This window comes from Novosphingobium sp. BL-S-24 (assembly GCF_055521575.1).
In genome coordinates, this window is the sequence record NZ_CM145488.1 from 203,937 (window position 1) to 228,808 (window position 24,872).

The 24,872-nt window shown below is 62.3% G+C and carries 22 protein-coding genes; 11 read left to right on the top strand and 11 right to left on the bottom strand.

Annotated elements, in window-relative coordinates; all coding sequences use genetic code 11:
• Window positions 1-11 precede the first annotated feature (11 nt).
• Window positions 12-1,829: an alpha-amylase family glycosyl hydrolase gene (locus tag ACZ1JM_RS06155; RefSeq protein ID WP_465133959.1), complete on the bottom strand. Its 1,818-nt coding sequence runs from the start codon at window positions 1,827-1,829 to the stop codon at window positions 12-14.
• A gap of 143 nt (window positions 1,830-1,972) precedes the next feature.
• A complete protein-coding gene (locus ACZ1JM_RS06160) occupies window positions 1,973-4,759 on the bottom strand; it encodes a TonB-dependent receptor (protein WP_465133960.1) in 2,787 nt (928 codons plus the stop codon).
• A 308-nt stretch (window positions 4,760-5,067) separates the two neighbouring features.
• On the opposite strand from ACZ1JM_RS06160, the gene ACZ1JM_RS06165 reads away from it, so the two are divergent.
• Window positions 5,068-6,102, top strand: a complete 1,035-nt coding sequence (locus tag ACZ1JM_RS06165) for a LacI family DNA-binding transcriptional regulator (RefSeq protein ID WP_465134996.1) — start codon at window positions 5,068-5,070, stop codon at window positions 6,100-6,102.
• Window positions 6,103-6,207: 105 nt separating this feature from the next.
• Window positions 6,208-7,746: an MFS transporter gene (locus ACZ1JM_RS06170; RefSeq protein WP_465133961.1), complete on the top strand. Its 1,539-nt coding sequence runs from the start codon at window positions 6,208-6,210 to the stop codon at window positions 7,744-7,746.
• A gap of 3 nt (window positions 7,747-7,749) precedes the next feature.
• On the opposite strand, the gene ACZ1JM_RS06175 is transcribed toward ACZ1JM_RS06170, so the two are convergent.
• The 4 genes from ACZ1JM_RS06175 to ACZ1JM_RS06190 all read right to left on the bottom strand — a co-directional run bounded on the left by ACZ1JM_RS06175 (window position 7,750) and on the right by ACZ1JM_RS06190 (window position 10,330).
• Entirely contained in the window at window positions 7,750-8,385 is a 636-nt protein-coding gene (locus ACZ1JM_RS06175; protein ID WP_465133962.1) for a molybdenum ABC transporter ATP-binding protein, read from the bottom strand.
• Window positions 8,375-9,010 (bottom strand): molybdate ABC transporter permease subunit, encoded by a 636-nt coding sequence (gene modB, locus ACZ1JM_RS06180; RefSeq protein ID WP_465134997.1) that lies wholly within the window; start codon window positions 9,008-9,010, stop codon window positions 8,375-8,377. Before modB ends, ACZ1JM_RS06175 begins: the two co-directional genes overlap by 11 nt.
• Window positions 9,011-9,083: 73 nt before the next feature.
• The gene (gene modA, locus ACZ1JM_RS06185; RefSeq protein WP_465133963.1) at window positions 9,084-9,866 is read right to left on the bottom strand and encodes a molybdate ABC transporter substrate-binding protein; all 783 of its coding nucleotides are present in this window, start codon (window positions 9,864-9,866) and stop codon (window positions 9,084-9,086) included.
• An 80-nt stretch (window positions 9,867-9,946) separates the two neighbouring features.
• Window positions 9,947-10,330 carry a winged helix-turn-helix domain-containing protein gene (locus ACZ1JM_RS06190; protein WP_465133964.1) on the bottom strand — a complete coding sequence of 128 codons (384 nt, stop codon included), beginning with the start codon at window positions 10,328-10,330 and terminating at the stop codon, window positions 9,947-9,949.
• Window positions 10,331-10,617: 287 nt separating this feature from the next.
• Between ACZ1JM_RS06190 and ACZ1JM_RS06195 the strand changes: the two genes are divergently transcribed.
• Window positions 10,618-10,824 (top strand): hypothetical protein, encoded by a 207-nt coding sequence (locus tag ACZ1JM_RS06195; RefSeq protein ID WP_465133965.1) that lies wholly within the window; start codon window positions 10,618-10,620, stop codon window positions 10,822-10,824.
• Between the two features lie 30 nt (window positions 10,825-10,854).
• Here ACZ1JM_RS06195 and ACZ1JM_RS06200 read toward each other — a convergent pair whose 3' ends face one another.
• On the bottom strand, window positions 10,855-11,730 hold the full coding sequence (locus ACZ1JM_RS06200) for an alpha/beta fold hydrolase (protein ID WP_465133966.1): 876 nt from the start codon (window positions 11,728-11,730) through the stop codon (window positions 10,855-10,857).
• Between the two features lie 167 nt (window positions 11,731-11,897).
• Between ACZ1JM_RS06200 and trxB the strand changes: the two genes are divergently transcribed.
• A complete protein-coding gene (gene trxB, locus ACZ1JM_RS06205; RefSeq protein WP_465133967.1) occupies window positions 11,898-12,869 on the top strand; it encodes a thioredoxin-disulfide reductase in 972 nt (323 codons plus the stop codon).
• Between the two features lie 16 nt (window positions 12,870-12,885).
• On the opposite strand, the gene ACZ1JM_RS06210 is transcribed toward trxB, so the two are convergent.
• Genes ACZ1JM_RS06210 through ACZ1JM_RS06225 form a run of 4 tightly spaced genes read right to left on the bottom strand, consistent with a single transcriptional unit; the run spans window position 12,886 to window position 15,625 of the window.
• A complete protein-coding gene (locus ACZ1JM_RS06210; protein ID WP_465133968.1) occupies window positions 12,886-13,662 on the bottom strand; it encodes a hydrolase 1, exosortase A system-associated in 777 nt (258 codons plus the stop codon).
• Window positions 13,659-14,336, bottom strand: a complete 678-nt coding sequence (locus ACZ1JM_RS06215) for an alpha/beta hydrolase family protein (protein ID WP_465133969.1) — start codon at window positions 14,334-14,336, stop codon at window positions 13,659-13,661. The genes ACZ1JM_RS06210 and ACZ1JM_RS06215 overlap by 4 nt, the downstream gene beginning before the upstream one ends.
• A gap of 7 nt (window positions 14,337-14,343) precedes the next feature.
• Window positions 14,344-14,604 carry a phosphopantetheine-binding protein gene (locus tag ACZ1JM_RS06220; protein ID WP_465133970.1) on the bottom strand — a complete coding sequence of 87 codons (261 nt, stop codon included), beginning with the start codon at window positions 14,602-14,604 and terminating at the stop codon, window positions 14,344-14,346.
• A 37-nt stretch (window positions 14,605-14,641) separates the two neighbouring features.
• Complete coding sequence (locus ACZ1JM_RS06225) at window positions 14,642-15,625, bottom strand: GNAT family N-acetyltransferase (RefSeq protein WP_465133971.1); 984 nt, start codon at window positions 15,623-15,625, stop codon at window positions 14,642-14,644.
• 83 nt (window positions 15,626-15,708) lie between these two features.
• Here ACZ1JM_RS06225 and ACZ1JM_RS06230 point away from each other — a divergent pair, with 83 nt between their 5' ends.
• From ACZ1JM_RS06230 to ACZ1JM_RS06260, 7 genes are all read left to right on the top strand, one after another.
• On the top strand, window positions 15,709-17,247 hold the full coding sequence (locus ACZ1JM_RS06230) for an acyl-CoA ligase (AMP-forming), exosortase A system-associated (protein WP_465133972.1): 1,539 nt from the start codon (window positions 15,709-15,711) through the stop codon (window positions 17,245-17,247).
• Window positions 17,244-18,470, top strand: coding sequence for a pyridoxal-dependent decarboxylase, exosortase A system-associated (locus ACZ1JM_RS06235; RefSeq protein WP_465133973.1), 1,227 nt, complete (start codon window positions 17,244-17,246; stop codon window positions 18,468-18,470). The genes ACZ1JM_RS06230 and ACZ1JM_RS06235 overlap by 4 nt, the downstream gene beginning before the upstream one ends.
• Before the next feature lie 175 nt (window positions 18,471-18,645).
• A complete protein-coding gene (locus ACZ1JM_RS06240; protein WP_465133974.1) occupies window positions 18,646-19,287 on the top strand; it encodes an XrtA/PEP-CTERM system exopolysaccharide export protein in 642 nt (213 codons plus the stop codon).
• A 15-nt stretch (window positions 19,288-19,302) separates the two neighbouring features.
• A complete protein-coding gene (locus ACZ1JM_RS06245; RefSeq protein ID WP_465133975.1) occupies window positions 19,303-20,823 on the top strand; it encodes an XrtA system polysaccharide chain length determinant in 1,521 nt (506 codons plus the stop codon).
• A gap of 11 nt (window positions 20,824-20,834) precedes the next feature.
• Window positions 20,835-21,833, top strand: coding sequence for an AAA family ATPase (locus tag ACZ1JM_RS06250; RefSeq protein ID WP_465133976.1), 999 nt, complete (start codon window positions 20,835-20,837; stop codon window positions 21,831-21,833).
• A 26-nt stretch (window positions 21,834-21,859) separates the two neighbouring features.
• Window positions 21,860-23,599, top strand: coding sequence for a preprotein translocase subunit YajC (locus ACZ1JM_RS06255; protein ID WP_465133977.1), 1,740 nt, complete (start codon window positions 21,860-21,862; stop codon window positions 23,597-23,599).
• A gap of 18 nt (window positions 23,600-23,617) precedes the next feature.
• Window positions 23,618-24,853: an XrtA/PEP-CTERM system-associated ATPase gene (locus tag ACZ1JM_RS06260; RefSeq protein ID WP_465133978.1), complete on the top strand. Its 1,236-nt coding sequence runs from the start codon at window positions 23,618-23,620 to the stop codon at window positions 24,851-24,853.
• Window positions 24,854-24,872 lie beyond the last annotated feature (19 nt).

Below are 24,872 nucleotides of genomic sequence, written 5' to 3' on the forward strand. Positions count from 1 at the left end.
CGTGGACATGCTCACGGCCGGGCCGCGCATACGGCGAAGCCCAGTGCCGGGAGAGTTACAGCAAGGCTACCCGGGGCGCTCGGTGTCGCCGCGCAGTCCGCTCCGGCGAGAGAGGCAAACGCACGTGAAGCCGGATCTACCGACACTTGCGCCGTGACCGGCACTTTCGATGTGTTGAACGCGAGCAAAACTTCCTGCCCCGTCGCGGGATCAAATCGTGATACCGCGAACAAGCCCGCTTTGTCGGAAGCGGTCCGCAGCACCGTCCGGCCGGAGGTCAGCGCCGGTGTGCTTCGCCGCAGCTTCGCCAATGAGGCGATAAAGGTGTACAGCGGGTGCCCGGTGTCGAAGTTGGCCTGTGCCGTTGTCGCGCTGGTGCCGATCAGCTTTTCCGCATTGTAGATCGCGGTTTTCGACGCAAACAGATCCTGGCGGGCAAGCTGGTCGTTGCCTTCGCCCACGAAGCCCTGTTCGTCGCCCGAATAAATCGTCGGCACGCCGCGCAGCGTCAGCAGCAGCGCGTGGGCCAGCTTGTCCCGCGCCAGAAGCTCGTCTGCCGCGATGCCGGGATTGGCCTTCGTCAGGAACATGCCGATGCGACCGGCATCGTGATTGCCAAGGAATGTCGGCAATTGCAGCGCGGCGGACTTGCCGCCTTCGTACAGGGCATCGTCTTCCACCATGCGGCCAAGGTCGTTCGTGCCACCCTTGCCGCTGCTGGCCGTTATTGCCGCGTCCATGAAGGCGAAATCCAGAACCGCCGGAAGCCCGGAATTGCGCGTCCAGGAGGCGAGCAGGGCAGGGTCATAACCCTCCGTGGTGACTTCGCCGAAAATATGGAAGTTGGGGATGCCTTTCGCTTTCGCACGGGCCTGCATGGCCGGCACGAACGACCGCCAGAACTCGGGATTGACGTGCTTGGCGGTATCGATGCGAAAACCATCGATACCGAAGCGGTCGATCCAGTCGCCGTAGATGGCGATCATGCCGGAGACGACGCGAGGATCTTCAGTGGCCAGATCATCCAGCCCCACGAAATCGCCGTACTGGGAGCTTTCACCCTTCCAGTCAGTGTTGCCGCGATTGTGGTAGTAGATCGGATCGTTGAGCCACGCCGGCACCTTCACCCGCCGCTCGGCTTTCGGCACGACGGGAGTGTAGGCAAATGTCGGATCGGTCAGCTTCGCCCAGTTCTCGGCGGAGGAGTTCGCGTCGCCAGCGAACCCGGCGTTGATCGGCGCACCCTTGACGCCGCCTCGGGTCGAGAACGGATAATCGGCCTTTGAGCGATAGGGGTACTGCTGCCCGGCGCCTTGCGTGTACTGGATCACATCGGCCGTGTGGTTGGCGATGATGTCCATGTACACTTTCATGCCGCGTGCGTGGGCGGCATCGACCAGGGTCTTGAAATCGCCGTTCGTGCCAAGGTGCGGATCGACCTGCGTGAAATCGGTGATCCAGTATCCGTGATACCCGGCGCTCTCCTGACCCTTGGGGCCCTGTACCGGCTTGTTCTTGAAGATCGGGCCGACCCATATCGCGCTCGCGCCAAGCCCGTGAATATAGTCCAGCCGCTGGGTCAGACCCTTCAGATCGCCGCCGTGATAGAAAGCCTTGTCCGCAGGATCGAAGCCGGTGGTCAGCTTGCCGCCTTTCAGGCCGCCGCGATCGTTTGACGGATCGCCGTTCTCGAACCGGTCGGGCAGGGCGAAATAGATGACTTCCTGCTCGGGCGTCCGGGCACGCATGTCGTCTTCGGGCGTCGCCATCGCTGCGGTGTGAGACAGCGCAATCGTCAGCGCGGCGAGCGAGGGGAGCAGGCGGTTCATCGGTCAGTTCTCCGCTGTGGCAGACGGTTGGCCCGCACCGGGATAAAAGGCGGAACCGGAGAAGGGGAGGGAGACTTCGCCGGTTCCGCCCGTTCGGCGCCGCAGTGGAGGAGGAGGTTCCTCTGCAGCGCCGGGGGGTAAACTCAGAACTTGTAGGTAAAGCCCGCCAGGAAACGGCGGCCATAACGCTGATAGTCGATGATTTCGCGGCTATCGCCCGGGTTCGTGGTGACGAACGGCTCGTCCGTCAGGTTCTGTCCCTGGATGTAGAGCGACAGACCTTCCAGCGCGGTGCCCGGCTGGAAATCGTAGCCGATCTGCGCGTCGACGATCGTCTCGGCCTTGGCGCGGCGGCGCACGCGGTTGGCGGCAAAGCCTGACACTTCACCCAGGAAGGTGGAGCGATAGCGAACCGATCCGCGAGCGTTGAAGCCCCACTTTTCAAAGTAGGCGGTGCCGTTGGCGACCCACTTGGAATAGCCCGGCAGATCGCCGGTGGGGGAATCCGGCGATGCCTGGATCTTGCTCTTGGTGTAGGCGACCGAGCCGGTCACACCGAAACCTTCCAGCGCGCCGAGGAACGTTTCGAACGGCAGCGTTGTCGCCAGTTCGACTCCGTAGAGCTTGCCGCCGTTGCCGTTGACCGGGATCGTATACTGAGCCGTGGGTGACAGGACCACGCCGTTGCCCGGATCCTGCAGCGAGAGGCTGTCGGTCGGAACGGTGGACTGCTGGTTGTAGATGTAGCTCTTCAGGTCCTTCCAGAAGAACTGCGCCGCGATCACTGCCTTGCCGCCGAAGTACTGCTCGAGGGTCAGGTCCAGCGCGTTGGCGCGCCATGGGCGAAGATAGGGGTTTCCGGCCTCTCCGGTTACCTGAGCGACGCCGCCGGTGACGGTGTAATCGAACTTCTCCGAAGCGCGCATGTCATCCAGGCGCGGACGAATGATTTCGCGAGCCGCGGCGAAGCGGACCACCGTTTCGCTGGGGAAGCGCAGCGAGAGGTTCACGCTGGGAAGCACGTCGAGATAATCGACGCTGACGTTACGGCGCACCGCGCCGACATTGGGCGAGCCGTTCGGGTTGGTGCCCAGCAGCACCGCGCTTGCGCCGAGTGAATTCTGATCCGTCCACTGCGCCTGCACGCCGAAGTTGCCGGTCAGGTGCGCCGCACCGATTTCCGCGTCGAGATTGCCCTGGACGTACGCGGTCATCAGGCGTTCGCGGATAGCATAGCTTTTGACCACGACGTCGCCGTATGGGTTCGCCACGCGATTATAGATGCCGTCACGCACCAAGGCGATGGGATCGTAGCTGACGACCGAGCCGAGGCCGAGGTAGTTGAGCTGGGTTTCACCCTTCAGGCGATATTCGGCTGGGATCGTGACGCTGGTCAAACCGTCGGTGTTGGCGGCCAAGCCAAGGAAGTACTCCTCCGGCACCAGTGTCTTGGACCGATTGGTGTAATTCCAGCCGACCTGGAATGAATGCAGAGGCCCGGCTTCGAACTCATGCTCTAGCTCGACGCGGTACTGCCACAGTTCGTCCTTGATCCGGCGATTGTTGTAGTAGCCGTCCTGACCGTTGAGGATGCTTGTGCCATCGACGCCGATCTGCGTTCCGCCCCAGCCTTGCGGCCCGGTCAGCAGGATCGTGTTGTAGTCGCCGTAGTTGAGCGTGGGAGAGAACCGCGCGCCCTTGCCGTTCATCACAAAGTCGATGCTGTCGAGCGCGCCGATCGTGTTGCGACCCGTGCCCGACAGACTCTCGATGTTCAGTTCGTTGCGGTCTGTCTTGGAATAGCTGACGTCGAAGAACGCCTTCCAACCGTCATCGCCTTCCCACTTGGTGTTCCAGCCGAACGAATAGAGTTTGGCGTGACGCTGGAACACGTCATTGCGCACGACGCTCTTCACACCGTTGAACGTACCGGCGGTGACAAGGCCGTTCGTGACAGTGGCGTTGGCGAGCGAAGCTGTGTCCGGATCCCAGAACAGCGGCAGCTCGACACCGCGCTTGACCTGATCGTCCTTGAAATCGGAATAGAAGCCGTCAATCGTCGTCGTCAAGTTGGGTGTCGGGCGCCATTGCAGCGTACCGTTCAGGCCGAGGCGCTTCAGCTTGGTGGACGTGACGTAGGACTTCGAACCGCCGATGACCTTGTTGCCGTCCGGGGTGTCCGCATATCCCCAGGCGTTGAATTCCTGGATCTGGTATGGCTCATCCGTATAGCTCGCGCCCAGCGCGATGCCGAGTGTGTCGTTCGCAAACTGATCGACGTAAAGCGCGTTGGCGCGATAGCCCTTGTCGGTCGACCCGGCGTTCAGCTTGCCGATGTCCGCATAGGAACCGCGTGCCCCGATGGTGACAATCCGCTTGCCCGCATCAAGCGGACGGATCGTGCGCATGTCGACCGTACCGGACAGTCCCTGGCCGACGAGGCTGGCCATCGGCGTCTTGTAGACGTTGACAGAGCTGACGACTTCCGAGGGATACTGATCGTATTCGACGGCGCGGTTGTCGCCCGTCGACGTCTGTTCGCGGCCGTTGAGCAGCGTGGTCGAAAAGTCCGGCGCGAAGCCGCGAATGGCGATGGAATTGGAACGCCCCGATACGCGCTGCGAGGTCAGGCCAGGCAGGCGGGCGATGGATTCCGCGATCGAGGCGTCGGGCAGCTTGCCGATATCCTCGGCCGACAGCGATTCAACGATCTGCTCGGCTGAGCGCTTCTGGTTGATCGCGCTTTGCAGGCTGGCGCGAAAACCAGTGACGATGATGGAATCACCCGATCCATCGGCTGCTGGCTCGGCGGCCGGAGCGGCGTCCTGGGCCTGCGCGGCGGCGGGACAAAGGGCGCTGGCGGCAAGCGCGGCGGCCATGGCGAGGCCGGATACGCGTCCGGCAGCCGAAATATCGTAGCGAAGCGACATTGGTTGGTCCTCTCCTGTCCCAGCCGGAATTGGTAGAATACGGCGACCGGCTTCGCCCCCATGAGAAGTCCGCACATTGCTGACGCGACTCCATTTGACCCGTGCTGATTAGGACGAGACTTCGCTACGCATAATATGGCATACGTATGCTCAAGTGCTGGAAAGCGACGCAGCGTGGCCGTCGCGCCACGTCAGGGTTATCACTTAACCACGCCTTGTCAGTGGCTTGTGCCTCCCGCATGTGCCGCTGTTGTACGATGGCATTAAGGTGGCATCCGGGGCGCGGATGCAGAGCGGGGAGCGCAATGATGGGACGCCGACCTACCGATCGACCCACCAGTTTCGACATCGCCTACCGGGCGGGCGTGTCTCAGCCGACCGTCAGCCGCGCGCTTCGGGGCAGTAAGTCCGTCAGTGCGGAGACGCGTGCCCGGATCGAGGCAATTGCCCGCGAATTGAACTACTCGGTCGACAAGAACGCGTCGTCGCTGCGTTCGCAGCGCTCCAACACGATAGCGCTGCTGTTCTTCGAGGAGCAATCGCCCGAGGATTCGCGGATCAACCCTTTCTTCCTCGAGATGCTGGGCGCGATCACTCGCGAATGTGCGAACCGGGGGCTGGACCTGCTGATCTCGTTCCAGAAGCTGGAGGACGATTGGCACGTCCGGTATCAGGACAGCCACCGCGCCGATGGTCTGATTTTGCTCGGGTATGGAGACTACAAGCTCTACGAAAGCCGTCTGCGTCAACTGGTCGGGCAGGGCACGCATTTCGTGCGCTGGGGTAGCGTCGACGAAGCGAACATCGGCGCTACCGTAGGGTCGGACAACGTCGGCGCGGGCAGAATGGCGGGGGATCATCTGCTGCAGCAAGGGCGCCGCCGCATTGCCTTTCTCGGCCAGGCGGACGGCCACTATCCCGAGTTCGCCGACCGGTATCGGGGACTGTGCGCCGCCCTGGACGAAGCAGGCATCGCGCCTGACCCGGCACTTCAACGCGATGCCGTAAATTTGGACGAGGAGGGCTATGCGGCGACCCGCGCCCTGATCGAAGACGGAGTCCCCTTCGATGCGATCTTCGCGGCGAGTGACGTGCTGGCCGTCGCCGCCATGCGCGCGCTTTTGGGTGCAGGCCTGTCCGTGCCCGGAGATGTTGCTGTCATCGGGTTCGACGATCTGCCCGCGGCCAGCATGACCAATCCGCCGCTGACCACGATCAAGCAGGATCTCAAGCGTGCCGGGGCGATCCTCGTGGAAACGCTGGCGGCTCAGATCGAGGATCGCGCTGCGCCTGCCGGAACGATGGCGGCCCAGCTCATTGTCCGCGGCAGCACGGCGGCCTGAAGCAAGGTTGCGTATTCGTATGCGTGTTGCCGATCGCGGCTCCTCGTGCAAGGCGGACTGAATCGCCGACGCGGCGCAAGCTCGCGAGGATGGGGAAGGAGCACGATGCAGCACGCCACGATCGACGCGAGTCGCGACAAGCCCCGGCAGGGTTGGGCCGGTCTATGGAACATCAGCTTCGGCTTCTTCGGGATCCAGATCGGCTTTGCCCTGCAGAACGCGAACATGAGCCGCGTTTTCCAGTCGCTCGGTTCGGGGATCGACGATCTGCCTGCGCTGTGGATCGCTGCGCCGCTTACCGGCCTGCTGGTGCAGCCGATCGTCGGGCACATATCCGATCGCACATGGCTGGGTCGACTGGGACGGCGGCGGCCGTACTTCCTTGCCGGGGCCGTGCTCGCCACGATCGCGCTCCTGTTGATGCCGGAAAGCGGCGGAGCGGGTGGTGGCCTGTTGATGGCTGCGCTGCTGCTCTGGATGCTCGATGCCAGTCTCAACGTATCGATGGAGCCGTTCCGCGCCTTCGTGGGCGACATGCTGCATAAGGATCAGCACACGGCGGGCTATGCGGTGCAGACCGCCTTCATCGGCGCAGGGGCAGTCGTCGGATCGCTGTTCCCCTTTGCTCTCGAACAGATGGGCATTTCCAACACCGCTCCTGCCGGGCAGATCCCGGACACCGTGCGCTTCAGCTTCTGGGCAGGAGGCGGGGCGCTGCTGGTCGCGGTCCTGTGGACGGTGCTCACCACGCGCGAATACTCGCCTGCAGAGCAGGCCGCTTTTGGTGATGCCGCTGCGGATGATGGTGCCGCCACGATGGCGATGCTGGCGAAGCGTCATCCGGGCAGCGCGGCCCTGTGGATGCTGGGCGGCGTACTGGTGGCGCTGGCGGTATGGTTCTGGTCGCTGGAAAAGGAAGTCTATCTCCTGGCTGCCCTGATGGCGGCATACGGCCTGGCGACGGTAATTGCGATCCGTCTTGCCCGCGCGGGCCGCAGCGCCTCGATGCTCACCGGCATCGTCGGGGACTTTGCGGGAATGCCGCCGCTGATGAAGCGACTGGCGTTCGTGCAGTTCTTCAGCTGGTCTTCACTGTTCATCATGTGGATCAATACGACGCCCGTGGTTGCCCAATACCACTTCGGTTCGGGCGATCCCGCCAGCGTCGCCTATCAGCAGGCTGGCAACTGGGTTGGCGTCCTGTTCTCGGTCTACAACGGAGCAGCGGCAATCGCCGCGCTGGCGTTGCTTCCGCTGCTGTCCGCCAGATGGGGCAAGGCGCGTACGCATGCGGCCTGTCTGCTGGTAGGCGCGTTTGGTTTCGCCGGGTTCCTGCTATTGCGAGATCATCAGGCGCTGTTACTCTGCGAAATCGGGATCGGCATCGCCTGGGCCTCGATCCTTGCGATGCCCTATGCAATCCTCGCCAGCAGTCTGCCGCAGGCCAAGCTTGGCATCTATATGGGCCTGTTCAATGTATTCGTCGTTCTGCCGCAATTGCTGGTGGCGACGGTGATGGGCTCGATCATGAAGGCGTTCTTTCCCGGCGAGCCGATCTGGACGATGGCTTTCGCGGCCGGGACCCTGGTGATCGCGGCGGCGGCCTCGTTACGAATTCAGGAGCGCGCGAGCGATCCGGTCTAGCGTTTACGTCGAAGGCGGATTGATCGGGACGATACGGTCGGCAAGCAATTCCACTTCCGCGCGGTCATGACTGACGTAGAGAATGGGCAGGCGCAGCTTATCCCGGATGCGCTGGATGAGCGAGATGATCTCCGCTTTACGGGCCGGGTCGACCGACGATAGCGGCTCGTCCAGCAGCAGGAAACGCGGATCGGAAAGAAGGGCGCGCCCAATCGCCACGCGCTGTGCCTCGCCGCCGGACAAGGTCGCGGGCATACGATCCAGAAGCGCGCCGATGCCGAGAAGATCAATCGTATGATCCCAGCTGACATGGTCGTTGCCAGCCGAGGCTCTGTCGATCCCGAACCGCAGATTGGCACGCACTGTCTTGTGAGGGAACAGGCGCAAATCCTGAAACACGTAACCGCAGCGGCGAGCTTCCGGGCGCTGGTTGATGCGCTGCTCTTTATCGAACAACACCGTCCCGGCCACCACGATCCGCCCATCATGCGGACGGATCAGCCCTGCCACCGCATCCAGAAGGCTGGTCTTGCCAGCACCTGACGGCCCGAACAGCGCGGTCAGTCCGGCTCCGGCCTCGATCCGGTAGTTCAAATGCACTCTGCCCCGCTTCAGGCGCACATCGATATCAAAGGACATGGCGGCCTCGGCCCTGGCCGCTCCGACGGGCCAGCCATTCCGACAGCACCAGCGCGCCTACGGACAGCAACACGGACAGGGCGGCAAGCCGCGCGACCTGCAAATCGCCTCCCGGCAGTTGCAGCGCGCTATAGATCGCCAGCGGCAGGGTCTGCGTTTCTCCCGGAATGTTGGAGGCAAACGTGATGGTCGCGCCAAACTCGCCGATCGAACGAGCAAAGCCGAGCACCAGCGCGGCGAGGATGCCGTTCAGGCACAGGGGCAACGTGATCGAGGCGAACGTGCGCCATGCCCCTGCGCCCAACGTGCGGGCGGCTGACTCCAGCCGTCGGTCCACGGCCTCCAGCGACAGACGCATCGCCCGTACCATCAGCGGCAGCGCCATGACGCCGGCGGCCAATGCCGCCCCGGTCCAGCGAAACAGGAACGTGATGCCGAACGCTTCCTCGAAAAACGCGCCAACTGGGGCGTTGGGGCTAAACGCCAGCAACAGCAGCCAGCCGGTGACGACGGGCGGCATGACCAGCGGCAGGTGAGCGATGGCGTCGACCAGAATCTTGCCGGGAAAGTGCCATCGAGCCAGTATCCAGGCGATCGCGAATGCAATGGGCAACACGGCAAGCATCGCCACTCCGCTGACTTTGAGCGACAGGACCAACACTTCCCATTCGGACGGCGACAGCGGGGTGAACAAGGAGTTACCTGGTCCTGAAGCCGAAGCGGCGGAATACGGCCTTACCTTCGGTCGAGATCAGGTATCGGCGAAAGCCATCCGCCTCCGGATTTCGCGATGATGCCAGGAGAGCGATGGGATAGCTGATCGGATCATGGCTTGCGGCGGGAAAAACGCCAACAACTCTGACGCCTTTCTCCGCCCGCGCATCCGTCGCATAGACGATACCAAGCGGCGCGGCGCCCCGGCTGACGAGCGCCAGCGCAGCGCGAACATTTTCAGCCGGAGCCAGTTTGCTGCCGACCGTATTCCATACGCCAAGTCGGGTCAGGGCCTGTTTGGCGTAGATGCCGGCGGGCACTCCCGACGGGTCGGCTATGGCCAGACGTCCAGCGCCCAGCGACCGGGCAAGGGGCATGCCCTTGCCGATCTTCAAGCGAGTGGTGTTATTGCGCGGTGCGACAAGAACCAGCGTATTGCCAAGGAACGATGTCCGGGTGCCTCGGCGCAGAAGGCCCTTGGACTGCAGTTGATCCATCCACGGTTCGTCCGCCGATACGAAGATGTCGGCCCGCGCGCCGCCCTCGATCTGACGCGCCAGTGCAGAGGAGCCCGCGAATGAAATGCGGGGGCGCGGGTGGCCTTTCCGTTGCCAACCGTCCGCCGCGGCATTCATCGATTCCTGCAGACTGGCGGCTGCCAACACCAACGGCGCCTGACGCGTGGTGCTCGATTGAGCCTGCAACGGTGCGGCAGACACCCCAAAAGTCACGCACAATGCGATGATGAAATTCAGGCATTTGCGCATGCAGACAGCTCCGGTCAGAATTATATCTGACTGTATATCGGAAGGCGGGCATTGCAAGGACTGGCCCCGCACGGAGGTTGTTATTTCAAGTCTTTCTGGCTGGCCTTGGGGTTATCGAGCAGGCAATCAGTCAGTGCATCGAGATCAACGCCTTGGGCAGCAGCAGCGACATTTGCCTGCAAGGCGCGGTAGTGAGCGAGCACCGTTTCGCCCCGTTCCGTCAACCGGGCGCCACTATCCTTGGACCGGCCCGGGCTGGTCAGGACAAGCGGTTCGTCCCAGCACCTGTTCATGGCATCGACCAGCAGCCAAGCGCGGCGGTAGCTCATCGCCATGTGTCTGCCTGCCGCCGAGATCGACCCGTGTACATTGATGGCATCGAGAAGATCGGCCTTGCCCGGTCCCATCGCAATTTCCTCGCCGCTGAACAGCTGTATTCTGATCTTCAGGGCTTGGGTCATCATCGAAGACTAAGGGCGCGCGTAGAATCGAGCAAGGGAAACGGTGAAGCTACCACTCCTTTCTTAGCCCGCCGCAACATCGACCAACGCAACTATGTTATAAAATATCGTTACTTTATTAAATTTATATCACGCTTCATACAAATTATCCGTTGATCTCGATAAATAGAAGGGTATCATTTCGGTACATGGTAAACGTGACCATGGATTTCGACGTTAATAAACGGGGGATCGCAACACGAAGCCTGGATGGGCATAGCTCGCCGGCTCCTATGGGATAGAGGATTGGAATGATGGTCGCCGACAAAAACATCATCCCGTTCGATCAGTATTCGAGCAGGACCCGCAGTTTCACCAGCCGCATACCCGCCGGCATGGTCTATGCGGCGCAGCGGATGACAAAGCTGGACGAGGATCATGACGGCCGGGGCCTGATTATCGCGATCCTGCTTTGCATGGTGTGCTGGGCCGCGCTTGGATATGCGTTGCTGACCTGATCATTGCCCCGTAACGGGCATTTTAAGGGGTCATCCCAGAAATGCCCGTACGTCCTGCATGAAACGATCGAACTGATCGTGGTGCAGCCAATGCCCGGCATCTTCGTATTCGATGAGCTTCGCGGTCGGAAAGTATTCCATGCGTCCATCGTCAGCCGGGCTTTTGAAGAAGCTCGATTTGCCCCAGAGCAGCAGCGTCGGGCAGGTGATCGCTTCCCAAAGCGACACGATCTCGTCGGCTGAAAGATCTGACGTGATCCAGACGTTCAGATAGTTGTCGAACTTCCAGCTCCACGTTCCATCTTCATTGCGGGTTGCGCCGTGAATGGTGAGGTGGCGTGCCTGATCCTCGCTGAGGAAGCTGTTTTCTTCCTTCATTCGCTGATAGGCATCCCGCAGCGAAGCGTACTTGCGCACCTGTCGGCCGGACGATTTCCGCTTCTCTTCGATCCACGAGCGCAGCCGGTCGCGCGTGTCGCGGCCTTCCGTTTCGCGGCGTGCTGCGGGAGAGAGGCCTAGTCCCTCGATATTCACAAACTTAGCCACTTTCTCAGGATAGAGACCGGCGAAGCGAGTCGTGATCGCACCACCCAGCGAATGGGCGATGATGCTAACCTGATCGTATCCCAGAGTATGAACAAGCTGGGCGAAGTCATAGACGAATGCGTCCATGCCATAATGGCCTTCGGGAGACCATTCGCTGTCCCCGTGCCCGCGAAGGTCAGGACAGATCACATGCCAGTCCCGGCGAAGCTCCTCGGCAACCCAATCCCAGCTGCGGCAGTGATCGCGCCCGCCATGCTGCAGGATGAGCGGCGGCGCATCCGGATTACCCCAGTCTACGTAGTTCAGCCGAAGCCGCTGTGATATGAAACGGTTCGACGTGGGGCCTAGTTGAGTGCTCATCGGGCGGGAATGGCGCGGGGGCACGCAGCCGTCAATCCATCGCTGACGCAAATGCAGTGATGCACAATTTGCGTGGATGAAATAAAACCTTTGACGCCTGAACGCTTGGCAAGAAGGGTATCCAGTCCCTATTTCGCGAGAGATCCTTTACCCCGGAGACCCTACCCGTGGCGACCACGCACAAGACCCGCATGCTTATTATCGGTTCTGGCCCTGCCGGCCTTTCCGCAGCCATTTACGGTGCGCGCGCGGGGATGGAGCCGATCGTAGTGCAGGGCCTGCAGCCCGGCGGGCAGCTGACCATCACTACAGATGTCGAGAATTATCCCGGTTTTCGCGAGGTCATTCAGGGACCGTGGCTGATGCAGGAGATGGAGGCGCAGGCCGTCCATGTTGGCACGCGGATGATGTGGGATACGATAACGTCGGTCGATTTGTCCGGCGATACGTTCATCGCCAAGGGTGACGGCGGTGACCTTTATGAAGGCAACACGTTCATCATCGCTACCGGAGCTCAGGCCCAGTGGCTGGGCGTCCCCGGTGAGCAGGAGCTGTCGGGCAAAGGCGTTTCAGCCTGTGCGACATGCGATGGCTTTTTCTATCGCGGCAAGAAAGTCGTCGTGATCGGCGGCGGCAACACGGCAGTCGAAGAGGCGCTTTACCTGACCAATCACTCCGACGATGTGACTTTGATCCACCGCCGGGATTCGCTGCGTGCCGAGAAGATTCTGCAGGATCGCCTGTTCGCTCACCCCAAGATTTCGGTGCTTTGGAACAAGCGAGTGGATCGGTTCCTGCCCGGTGAAGACGGCGCGCTGCGTGCGCTTGCACTGATCGACACCGAAACCGGTGAGCAGGGTGAAGTGCTGGCCGACGGTGCATTCGTCGCCATCGGTCATGCCCCCGCGACGGAACTGTTCAAGGGGCAGCTGGCGATGGACAAGACCGGCTATCTACTGGTTCAGCCTGGCACTCCCAAGACGGACATCCCTGGCGTGTTCGCGGCCGGAGACGTGTCGGACCACGTCTATCGACAGGCTATCACTGCCGCAGGCATGGGCTGCATGGCGGCGCTTGACGCGGAGCGGTATCTGGCGGCGAAGCACTTCGCCGGAGTGACGGAGACAGTCCAATACTGACGAGGACGGCTAACGGTCAGGCGCTGAGAACATCCAGCGTCTGATCGATCAGCCATTCCTGCGCATCCTGCTCGACGTAGCTGTGCGAAGCTTCAGGGCAGATACGAATACGCGGGTCCGCCTTGTCCCAGTTGGCTAGAAACGCGAGGCCGGTTCTGTCGCGGCCAGCCACCAGGAACCGGATTTCCCCCGAGAAACGCGATATTCCTTGCGCCATCTGCGCAGCCAGTCCGTCCGGTGCGGTGCGGGCAGGGCGGATGGTCGACGCAAGGCTGCGCGCCAACTTCGATACCGAAACTTTGCCTGTCACGAGTCGCTTGATTGCCGCAGGATCGGCAAGGCGGCGGCGGTAATGATCACGCACGACAGCTGCCGGGGCCGGCTCGCTGTCATCCTCGATCGTCCACGGGTTTGACAGGATCAGCGCGTCGAAGCCTGTTCCACTGGATAGCATCAGGGCGCTGGCGGCATCGCAATTGCCGATCGCGACAACGCGGTTAACTTGCGGACATTCGGCTCTGAGTTTCGCGACCGCGGCGGCAATATCCGGTGCGCCAGACCGGAAGCCTCCATTGACGCCTTCGCTATCGCCCACCCCGCGACGATCGAAGCGCAGGACCGGGAAGCCCTTCGCAGCGATCCGGACGGCAAACTTCGCCTGACCGTTCCAGGCGCCTGCCCGCAACTCGTTACCGCCGGAAACCAGCAACAGGCCGGTGCGACCGGGCGCGGTATCCAGCGTTGCGACGATCACGCTTCCGGCGCATTCATAAGCGACATGGCGGCGAGTCATACGTTGATTTCGTCGGCCAGAATGGCGGCCAAAGCACCCGCCTGCTCGGCGTTTTCATCCGGCTCAGCGCGCAGCCAAAGGCCGCTTCCGCCGACGTGCTCCTGGGCGATGGCCGTAGCCGAAGGGTCAGGGAACATCGGATCGAAATGAAGATAGAAATCCGGACCAAGGTCATACCCGGCCAGCGTTATCCCTGTTGCCAAAGCATGCTGCACCAGATGGTCACGATGCTCGTTCAGTCCGGCTTCGCGCGACGATAGAATGCGCGCGCGGATCATCTGACGCAGGATCGAGGACGCTTTGATCGGAGAATAGTGAAACGCCGGAACCCGATCCGGGGTGAACAGGCAGCCACCGCGAATCCCCAGTGAATGCGTGGCCCGGAAATGGCGGGCGGCCGCCGTCATCGCATCGAGCCAGTCGGTGGGATCCTGCCGGACGAGAGGCTGGATACTTTCGTTGCAGCCGGGAAAATCGGGCAGAAAGCTGTCCACTCCCACCGCGTCAAGTCGCCGCATCAGTTCGACCGTGAAACGGCGCATCCGGTTCCCTTCATCGAAAAGGGCCGGCACGATCAGCACCCTGTGCAGGCGCTGATCGTCGAACTGAACCGCGTATTCTTCACAGGTGCCGCCGCCCGGCAGGGGGCAAAGCCAACTTGCGGGAGTCACCATGGGAACATCAGGCGGCGCGCTTGGCCTCGGCAAAGGCAAGCAGCCCTCCGTAGGTTTCCAGCATTTCGCCATCGATTTCGTCGTCATCGATCACGACGTCCAGCCGATCCTCCAGTTCCGTCAGCAGCCCGGCCACGGCCATCGAATCCAGTTCGGGCAGATGGCCGAACAGGCCGGTATCAGCTTCGAATGTATCGGCCTGGCCGGGCTTCAGGCCCAGCACATCGGTAAGGATGCGGCGCAACAGCAGGTCGGTATCGTCTGGCATGGCCCCTCGAAAGCTGTCTTGTTCAACCGGGCGCGCTCTAGCCCTGCTTGATCCGCCCGGCAAGGCCGCGCAGTGCCATCCTCGCGAGTATCGGCCAGTTTGGAGGTGAAAAGGGGCGAAACATATCAAGCCTGTAGCGCGGCCGCTGCTCTTCCATCCAGTCGCGCTTGTACGGATCGTCGCCGGTGCCAAAATCGACCAGACCAACCCTGTCGTTATCGACGACGTGGCGCATCAGGGCCGCTGTCAGCACGGATCCAGGCGAAAGGGGCTTAGCGGCCTCTCTGTGTGCAAGCTTGTGGATAAAAGCGGTAGAACCTTCGACGGTCCACATCTGCGCCGCGATTGCCGGTCTGGTTGGGTCGCTGGCGTCATGGGCAATCGCCAGCCGCAAACGTCCCGCCGCCCCTTCCGCTTCGGCGAAGGTGCGCAGGAATGCCGGCGATCCTTCCTCCGGTTTCCAGCTTTCCGCGTAGATGGATTCGTATTGCTCCCATGCGTTCCCATCAAAATGGGTCAGCACGGTCGACACAATTTTCGAGGACTTGCGTTTGAGGGTCGTGCGAAGTTTGCCGGGTCGGCTTGCCAGATAATGCTCGAACGTCCGTCCGCCGACGACCAGTACGTGATTGGTGTCGCAGACCTCGCGGCGAACCAGCCACCCGGCGGCACGGAATGTGGATTCCAACATCGACGCCGAGCCATCTTCGTCAGGCACGGACGACAAAGTGATGCGTCGGGTACGGGCGGCCAAATCCTTGGCGAGCCCCGAGATTGCTCCTGCATCGCCGCTCTGAATGGGTCTGATACGAAAGGTGTACCAATTGGCCAGCGCGGTCATATGCCGATGGCCGCCCGTCAGCGGCAATACCGCGATCCCGCCCCGGCCATCGCGGGCCACGCCGACGAACGGTGTGATACCGCAATGATCGGCAAGTCCCTGCCACCATTCCAGCCGGTCGAAGGGGGCGTGCTGCCGGGTATCGGACAAGAGCGTCTGCAACTCCGGGTCCGATTGCATTTCTTTAATATCGTGATGATATTCGATCCTGAGCACCAACCTGCTACCTCTCGCCCCCTGAACCAGCGGAGCCTTTCCTTCACATGCCGGGCCGTCCCGAACAGCCGATCCTGCCGCTTGACCATCTGACGTTGCATGGCGCCGATGAAGACGACGCGCTGGTATTGCGCGACGGCGCCTTAAACTGGAAGGACTTAAGATCGCGTGTCGCTCAGCTCGCCGGATGGCTTGCCCAGCAAGTGCCGGAAAAAGGCGCTCGCGTTGCCACTTGGGCCGCCAAAGGTGAACTGACCTGCCTGATGCCTCTCGCGGCGGCGAGAGCGGGGCTGGTCCATGTGCCTATCAATCCCTTGCTCAAGCATGCGCAGGTCGCTCACATTCTTACCGATAGCGGGGCCATCCTGCTGATCGCGAACTCGGCGCGGCTTAAGACATTGGGGTCCGATGACGTGCCTGCGGGCTGCCGATTGCTGTCGGAAGACGAGGCACTGAACGGTGCGGCTCAACTTGGCACCAGCATGTCGCCGTCTGATGCCGATCCTGACCGTCTGGCTGCCATTCTTTATACCAGCGGCTCTACCGGACGTCCCAAGGGCGTGATGCTCAGCCATGCGAACATGTGGCTCGGGGCGCAAAGCGTGGCTTCTTATCTCGAACTGGAACGCGACGATCGGACGTTGGCGGTCCTACCGCTTTCCTTCGATTATGGTCAGAACCAGTTGCTATCTACCTGGTATGCCGGGGGCTGCGTGGTGCCGCTGGATTACCTTATGCCGCGCGATGTTATGAAAGCGGTGGACCGCCATTCCATCACCACGCTGGCAGCGGTTCCGCCCTTGTGGGTGCAGGTTTGTGAACTGGACTGGCCTTCCGAAACGGCGGCAAAGCTGCGGCGCCTGACCAACAGCGGCGGGGCGTTGACCGTGGATCTGGTCCACCGTCTGCGCTCCTTGTTTCCGCAGGCGCGCCTCTTTCCCATGTACGGCCTAACCGAGGCGTTTCGCTCCACCTTTCTGCCGCCCGAAATGGTCGACAGCCACCCGATGTCGATGGGGCGAGAAATCCCCTACGCCGAAGTGCTCGTCATCAACGATTCCGGCGTCATTGCCAACGATGACGAGGAGGGTGAACTCGTTCATTGCGGACCCCTTGTTGCGCAGGGATATTGGCAGGACGCCGAACGAACGGCAGAGCGGTTCAGGCCCGCTCCGCCTCAGTCCCGATACGGCGGGATGGCCGTCTGGTCGGGAGATCGCGTCAGGCGAGACTCGCAAGGACTGCTCTATTTTGTCGGTCGGCGCGATGCCATGATCAAAAGCGCAGGCAACCGCATTTCGCCGCAGGAGGTTGAGGAAGCGGCGCTGGCCACTGGTCTGGTGGCAGAGGCGGTCGCTTTGGGAGTAGCGGACGAGCGGTTGGGACAGGCGGTCCATCTGGTGGTAAGGGCGGCTCCTGATCGGCCCGATGCCGCCGATGAACTGCCCCGTAGACTGATGCAGGACTTGCCCAATTTCATGCAGCCAAAAGTAATCCACTGGCGCGAGACAATGCCGATTGGACCGAACGGAAAACTCGATCGCACTGGGATTGCCGAGCAGATCGCTGCGCAGGTGACGGCGTGAAGCCCCTAGGACCGATACCTGCCGGTTATGATTCAATCAGTGGTGTCCTGGCCGTCGGCGGGCGGCCGGTAACGCAATGGGTGGCGGAAGCGGGGACTACGCCCCTGTTTCTCTATAGCGCTGATCACGTCCGGCGTCGGGTGGCCGATCTGCGTGCCGCGCTGCCGTCTCGCGTTGCGCTTCATTACGCGGTGAAGGCCAACCCTTTCCCTCCGCTGCTGCGATTGATGGCTGGTCTGGTCGATGGCTTCGACATCGCGTCGGGAGGCGAACTCGAAATCGTGTCCGGCTCGGGTATCCCTCTGCAACGCGTCAGCTTCGCCGGTCCAGGCAAGCGTGATGTCGAACTGGAAGCCGCGATCAGGGCGGGGGTAACCCTGAATCTCGAATCCGAAGGCGAGGCTTCTCGCGCGATCGCCATCGCCGAGAAAATTGGCGTCGCGCCCCGGCTTGCCATCCGGGTGAATCCGTCGTTCGATCTTAAGGGATCGGGCATGAAAATGGGCGGCGGAGCCAAACCTTTCGGTGTGGATGCCGAGCGTGTTCCGGCGCTGGTTCGAACGGTGATTGATAGCGGCGCGGAATGGCGCGGCTTCCACATCTTCGCCGGAAGCCAAGCGCTGGACGCCGAGGCCATCGGCGATACGCAGGTGCAAGCGATCGCCCTGGCTGTAGACCTGACGGAACAAAGCGGGGCCCCACTGCCGCACTGCAATCTGGGTGGGGGCCTGGGCATCCCGTATTTCGTTGGCGACACGCCGGTAGACCTCAAGCTGGTGGGAGACCGTCTGAGCGAGCAGATGGATCGCTTGCCCCCCATTTTGCGCGATACTGAATTCTGCATCGAACTGGGTCGCTATCTGGTGGGCGAGGCGGGCGTCTACGTTGCGCGCGTTGTTGACCGGAAAGTCAGCCATGGTGAAGTGTTTCTGGTCACCGACGGTGGTTTGCATCACCAGCTTGCGGCTTCTGGCAATTTCGGCACCGTCGTGCGACGCAACTATCCCTCGGCGATAGCCACGCGCTTCGACCAACCAGTAGACGAGGAAGCGACGATCGTCGGCTGCCTGTGCACTCCGCTAGACAAACTGGCTGACAGGGGCGCCTTTCCCAAGGCGGATGTCGGGGATCTGGTGGCTGTGTTCTGCGCCGGGGCCTACGGTGCCAGCGCCAGCCCCGCGACTTTCCTTGGGCAGGGGCCTGCCGCCGAGATGCTGGTCTGACGCAGGTTAACCATCCAGTACGGTTCGTCCCGATTTGGGACCGCGTCTGAATTAGCCTTGCAAGGCTAACGCATTGTTCACCCTTTCAAGAGATACCGCATAGTGGATTTGCCGGCCTGCGTTTCATGTCCATTCGACATGAGGCGTAAGTCGGCGCAAAATACAGGAACTGTCCATGCCGCATAGCCGCCCCATTCGACTTCTGGCTGCCGCATCGCTCGCCAGCGTCGCCCTTACGGGATGCGCTTCCACGTCTGGGCCGCAGTTGCCACCGGCATCTTTCGTGTCGATGCAGGAAGGTCCGGGCGAAGACTATGTCATCGGGCCGCTGGATCAGCTAACCGTCTTCGTATGGCGCAACCCGGAGCTTGGCGCGAAAGTGCAGGTACGCCCCGATGGACGCATCACCACGCCGCTGATCACGGACATGCCAGCGGTGGGCAAGACCCCCGCGATGCTGGCCCAGGACATTCGTCTGCAACTGTCGCAGTACATCGAAGACCCGCTCGTCTCGGTGATTGTTGATGGGTTCTCCGGCACGTTCAGCCAGCAGATCCGCATCGTCGGCGCGACTGAAAAGCCTGCCTCCATTCCGTATCGTGCCAACATGACGGTACTGGATGCGATGATCGCGGTGGGCGGTCTGTCGGAATATGCATCGGGCAACAAGGCGCGGCTGATCCGTTTCGACAAATCCACCGGTACGCAGAAGGAATATGACCTGCGGCTGGGCGACCTGCTGAAAAAGGGCGACAGCAAGGCTAACGTCATGCTTGCCCCCGGGGATGTCATCATCATTCCCGAGAGCATGTTCTAAAGGGCCGGCTGCAGGATGGACACGCTTTACGAAGAGCTGCTGAGCGCTCTGCACAGCATCTGGCATCGCCGGTGGATCGCCTTGGCGACCGCTTGGGGCATCTGCCTTGCGGGCTGGCTGGTCGTCGCGCTGGTGCCCAACAGCTACGAGAGCCGTGCCCGCATCTTCATCCAGCTGGACGACGCCCTGGCCGAACAGGTCGGCATCGGCGTGGGCGACAAGAAGCGTGATATCGAACGCATCCGGCAAACCCTGACAAGTGCGGTGAACCTTGAAAAGGTCGTCCGGGCCACCCGGCTTGGCGATACGATCGAAAATCCCAAGCAGATGGAAGCCGCCGTCCTGAAACTGGCGACCAACGTGAAAGTGGTGAGCCAGGAGGACAACCTCTTCGAAATTACCGCCGTCGCGAACGACCGTTCATTCTCCAATGCGGAAAATGCCAAGCTGGCGCAGAGCGTGGCGCAGAAGATGATCGACATCTTCCGCGAGGAAAACCTCTCCGGCAATCGCGGCGACATGGTCGAGACACTGGAGTTCGTGAACCAGCAGCTGCAGCTGCGCGAGCGTGAGCTGGAATCGGCGGAAAGCAAGCGCACCGCTTTCGAAGCCCAGCACCCGGAACTGGCACTGGGCGGCGCTGCATTGGTTCAGCGGCTTGAAGCGTCCCGCACCAGCGTTCGCGATATCGAGGCGGATCTTGCAGCCGCACAAAGCGCGCTTGCGGCGATCGATGGCCAGCTTTCCGGCACGCCGCGCACGATCGCGGGCGGTTCGGACGGCGGAGCTCAATCAGCTCTTGCCCGTGCTAATTCCGATCTGGCGGCGATGCGTGCACGCGGGCTGACGGAAAGCCATCCTGACGTCATCGCCGCTCGCAATCAGGTTGCAGCGTTGCGCGGGCCGGCCTCTCAGGAAGCTGCGAATGGCGGCGGGACGATCAACCCGGCGTATAGCTCGCTCCAATCCATCCGGGCAGAGCGGCAGGCCAATGTCCAGGCGCTGCAATCGCGCAAGGCGGCGCTCCAGTCCGATATCGCGTCGATGACCGCGTCGGCCATTCAGGACCCCGAACTCGCTACGCAGGCACAGCGCATCAACCGCGACTATGATGTCTTGCGCCAGCAGTACGACAAGCTCCTGCAGGACCGCGAAGAATTGCGCCTGCGCGGTCAAGTGAAAACCGAACGCGAGTCGGTGAAGTTCGAAGTCGTCGATCCGCCAACGACACCGCGCAGCCCTGTGGCTCCCAATCGTCCGTTGTTGTTGCTCGGCGTCTTGATGGTCGGCGTGGCGGGCGGATGCGCGCTGGCATTTGCCCTCGGCCGGGTTCGCTCCGTATTCGCAACCACCGCCGGTCTGGAACGAGCCACTGGCCTCCCGGTTCTGGGCGCGATATCGCAAAGCCTGACGGACGGGGCGCGGGCACTGCGCAGGAAGCGTCTGAAATACTTCTACGCAAGCTGCGCCGCGCTGGGCGGTCTGTTTGTGGTATTGCTCGCGGCCGAATTCATCCAGCGCGGCATGGTGGCCTGAAGGGTTTCGATATGACCGATCATCGCAAGATCCCTGTCCCCAGGCAGCCCGACGAAGCCCCGGGCGATTCGCTGTTCGAACGGGCGGCGGATCGGTTTGACCTCAACAACTTCCTTGCCAAGCCCCTGCCGCTTCCCTCGCAGCCGTCGGCGATGCGCACTCCGCCACCTGTCCGGCCATCACAACCGGTGCGGCCAACCCCAAATCCGATTGCCGGGCCATCGACAGCGGAAGCGATCCCCGCCGAAGCAGGCCCTCCACCGGCTGTTTTCGGGGGTGAGCTCCACCTGGTCAGCCGCGATCATCTGCGCGATCAGGGGCTGATCGTTCCCGAAGGTGCGGTCACGGAAGTTCTGGAAGAGTTCCGCATCGTCAAGCGTCAGTTGCTCGTCCAAGCAGCCGATCTTCGCCGCCAGAAGGCGGGGCCGATGGCGCAGAGAATACTGGTCAGCTCGCCCCATTCGGGTGAGGGAAAGACCTACTGTGCGCTTAATCTCGCTCTGTCGATCGCGGCGGAAAAAGAGAGCGAGGTGCTTCTTGTGGACGCCGATTTCGCGAAACCGTCGATCCTGTCGGCACTGGGTCTGCCCGGCGGCAAGGGGTTGATGGACGCCCTGATGGACGAGACGATCGACGTGGCGAGCTGCGTCCTGCGCACCGACATTCCGGGCTTGTGCGTATTGCCGGCAGGCGACGCGACCAGCCATGATAGCGAGTATCTTTCCAGTTCACGGACGAGCCGCATCCTCGATCGCCTGACCAACGGCCCGGCCAACCGCATCGTCATCTTTGATTCGCCCCCAGCACTTGCCGCCTCTCCGGCAGCGGAACTGGCGAAGTATGTGGGGCAGACGGTTGTTATCGTGCGGGCTGACCAGACCGGGCGGGGCGCGCTGGATGATGCGATCTCGCTGCTCGGCGCCTGCCCTAACGTGCAGTTGCTGCTGAATGCCGTGCAGTTCAGCCCGAGCGGACGGCGGTTCGGTTCATACTATGGGTACAAGGGATGATCGGAGTGACGCCGCCTTTGCGTCGATTGAAGCGCTACCGAAACGCCGGACTGTCGTCGCTGGCGTTGTGCGCTTGCCTTGCCCTGCCGACCACCGGCTATGCCCAGTCCGGCGGCTATGGCGGAATGGGCGGCGACTCCGCTTCCGGTATCGGCTCGGGATCGGGCGACAAGGCGGGCAAGTCTGATCGTCCCGGCAAGCGGAACGCTCGTGGGCGCGGGCAGGGTGGCAAGCGGGTGGACGTCACCCCCTATATCGAGCTTGACCAGATCGTCACCGCGGAACTCTCCCCCGGCAGCGATGTGCTGACGTATACGCAGGCCGCCGTTGGCGTCGATGCGACCATATCGGGCCGTTACAACGCCGCATCGGTATCAGTTCGGTATGAGCGCCAGTTCGGGTGGGGAAAACGCGCGGCGGATGGTGACGCAATCAGCGGCGTGGCGCGTGGGTACACCACGATCGCTCGCGGACTGACTTTCGAGGCGGGCGGACTGGCTACTCAGGCCAATGTCGAGAACGGCGGCTCAGCACTCGTCGCTGGACCATTGGGCAACGAAGGGCAGACCACGATCTATTCGGTCTATGCCGGGCCTTCGCTGGCGACACGCGTTGGCGATCTGGACGTGTCGGCCAACTATCGCGCCGGTTTTACCAAGGTGGAACAGTCGAACACGTTCCGCGCTGGCCCCGGCACAGCGTCGGCGGACCTGTTCGACAAGAGCGTGGTTCAGGCCGCCGATGTTCAGGCGGGCTTCGCGCCGGGCACCGTGCTGCCGGTGGGTATCGGCGTGGCGGGCAGCGCTTATCAGGAAGACATTTCGAATCTCGACCAACGCGCACGCGACTTACAGGCCCGCGCTCTGGTGACCGTGCCTGTAAGCCGGACGGTTCAGGTGGTCGGGGCGATCGGGTACGAAGATGTCGAGATTTCCAGCCGCGACGCGCTGCGCGATGCCAACGGCATTCCCATCGTTGGGCGCAATGGTCGTTATGTTACCGACAAGTCGGCGCCCCGCGAACTGGCCTATGACGTCAGCGGTCTGATCTGGGACGCCGCGGTCATGTGGCGGCCGAGTCGGCGCACTTCGCTGTCCGCCCATATCGGACGGCGGTACGGATCGACCAGCTATGGCGGCACGCTGGCGTATGCCCCCAACGACCGCAGCAACCTGAGCGTTTCGGTGTACGACAACGTCTCGGGTTTCGGCGGCCAATTGAACCGCACACTCGACAACCTGCCCGATGATTTCGAGGTCGTACGCGATCCGATCACCGGGGACTTGCGCGGCTGTGTGGCCTCGCTGGACGGCGCGAACTGCATTTCCGGCGCGCTCGGATCGCTTCGTTCCGCCACGTTCCGGGGGCGTGGTGTCGCAGCAAGCTATTCCATGCTGATCGGTCGCCTGCGCGCTGGTATCGGCCTCGGCTACGATCGCCGCAAGTTCATCGCGGCTCGGGGCACCATCCTGGCCTCGGCCAATGGCGTGATCGACGAGAATTACTGGCTCGCCGCATATGTCGGCGGAGACCTTGGCCGCGACGCGGGCTGGTCGGCCAATGTCTATGCCAACTGGATCAGCAGCAACGATCCACTTGTCGATGACGTTAACGGATATGGAGCATCGGCGAGTTATTACCGGATGCTCACCCCGCGCCTGCGCGGTACGCTTGCGGTCGGCATCGACGGCGCCACAAGCAACCGCCCGGCGATAGACGACTTGTGGACGGCCTCGGCACTTGCCGGGCTGCGCTACAGCTTCTGAGTTCGAAAGGATTACCCGATGTTCGATGACTTCTACGGGCTCGACGCAAGACCCTTCCAGCTCACGCCCGATCCGGCGTTCTATTTCGAGAGCCTGACTCACCGCAAGGCGCTGTCCTATCTCGGGTATGGCTTGGCGCAGGGCGAAGGATTCGTCGTCATCACCGGTGAAGTCGGCGCGGGCAAATCGACGCTGGTCGCGTACCTGATGGCAACGATCGACCCGGCGCGCATGACCGCCGCCAATGTCGTCACCAGTGCATTGGATGGCGAAGAGATCGTCCATGTCGTTGCCCAGTCGTTCGGAATCCCGGTCGCGGGCCATGACAAGGCATCGGCGCTGGGTGCGTTGGAAGCGTTCCTGCATGATGAGGCCCGCGCTGGGCGGCGCTCCCTGCTGATCGTGGACGAGGCGCAAAATCTCTCGATCAGCGCGCTCGAAGAACTGCGCATGCTGTCCAACTTCCAGCTTGGCGCACAGCCTTTGCTGCAGACGCTGCTGCTGGGGCAGCCGGAGTTTCGTGAGACGCTGCTGGAAAGCAACCAACTGGAACAGCTCCGCCAGCGCGTGATCGCCACGCATCACCTCGGGGCGATGCAGGTGCGCGAAGTGCAGCCGTACATCGAACACCGCCTGACCTGCGTCGGGTGGAAGGGCAACCCCAGCTTCGATCCAGCGATTTTCGCAGAAATCCACGAGGCGACCGGCGGTATTCCGCGCCGCATCAACCAGATCGTCAACCGGCTTCTGCTGCTGGGTGCAGTGGATCGCCGCGAGAATATCGACGGCTCGATGCTGGCGCAGGTGCTCGACGAACTGAGCGATGACGGTGCCCTGGCTCTGGTCAGTGCGCAGGACGAGGTGCGGCCACCGCAGGCAGCACCGACATTCGCCGCCAATCCCTTCACCCCGCCCGAAGCAGTCGCGGGTTCGGCGCAGACGATCAGTTTGGACGACGTCGCCGCCATGATCCAGGAATCGCTGAACGATCGCGATGCCCGGATCGGGGAACTTCAGGCCTCGATCGCCGCACTGACTTCAGCGCTGCATGAACGTGACATCCAAGCCGCTAATCAACCTCAGATCGACCACGAAGGCGCCTTCGCAGCCCTTCGTGCAGAGCTGGCCAACTCTGCCGACCGGGCGGACAAGCTGGAAGCACGTCTGGAGGAACAGGCTCGCACGCTGCGTCACACCCTGACCATGCTGATCGAGTGGATCGAAAGCGGTGAAGGGCAGCGTCACGTTGCCTGACGCCTGAACGGAAAAACGA